This window comes from Mycobacterium sp. E2497, assembly GCF_001668695.1.
Lineage (GTDB): Bacteria > Actinomycetota > Actinomycetes > Mycobacteriales > Mycobacteriaceae > Mycobacterium.
In genome coordinates this window covers 1-678 of sequence record NZ_LZKD01000008.1, presented here as the reverse complement: position 1 = coordinate 678, position 678 = coordinate 1, and the positions used below count along the sequence as shown (strand labels likewise).

The following is a 678-nucleotide window of genomic DNA, read 5'->3' as shown; positions in this document are numbered from 1 at the left end:
GGGCACGAAGTCCGGATGGCCGTCCCGCCCAATCTTGTTGAGCTCGCGGAGGAAGCGGGGCTTGCGGCCATCGGCTACGGACCCGATATGCACGACTTCTGGAGCGACGAATTCATCCGCGACTTCTGGAAGAATTTCGTGCGCGGGCCCATCAAGTTGATGCGCGACGCATGGGAGCCGGTGCTGCGGAACTGGCAGCTGATGAGCTCGTCACTGATGTCGGTCGGTGCGGGCGCCGATTTGATCTTCACCGGACAGCTCTACCAGGACCTGGCGATCAACGTCGCCGAGTTCTACGGCATTCCGCTGGCGACACTGCATCACTTCCCGATGCGGGCCAACGGCCAGCTCGTTCCGCGCGTGCCGGCGCCGCTGTTCCGCTCCAGCATGAAGACGGTCGAGTGGTTGTTTTGGCGGTCGACGAAGCGAGTCGAGAACGCACAGCGCCGCGAACTCGGCCTGTCCGCGGCCACGAAACCCTCGCCGCGGCGGATCGCCGAACGCGGTTCGCTCGAGATTCAGGCCTATGACGAAGTCTGCTTTCCCGGCCTGGCCGCCGAATGGGCGAAGAAGTGGGGCGACCGACGGCCCTTTGTCGGTGCGCTGACGATGCAGTTGACCACGGACGCCGACGAGGACGTGGCGTCATGGATCGCCGGTGGCTCACCGCCGATCTGC

Annotated in this window: 1 pseudogene; it reads left to right on the top strand. The window is 64.9% G+C overall.

From position 1 onward, the window contains the following. Nucleotides 1-678, top strand: a pseudogene (locus A5713_RS00450) (hypothetical protein); the annotation flags it as partial.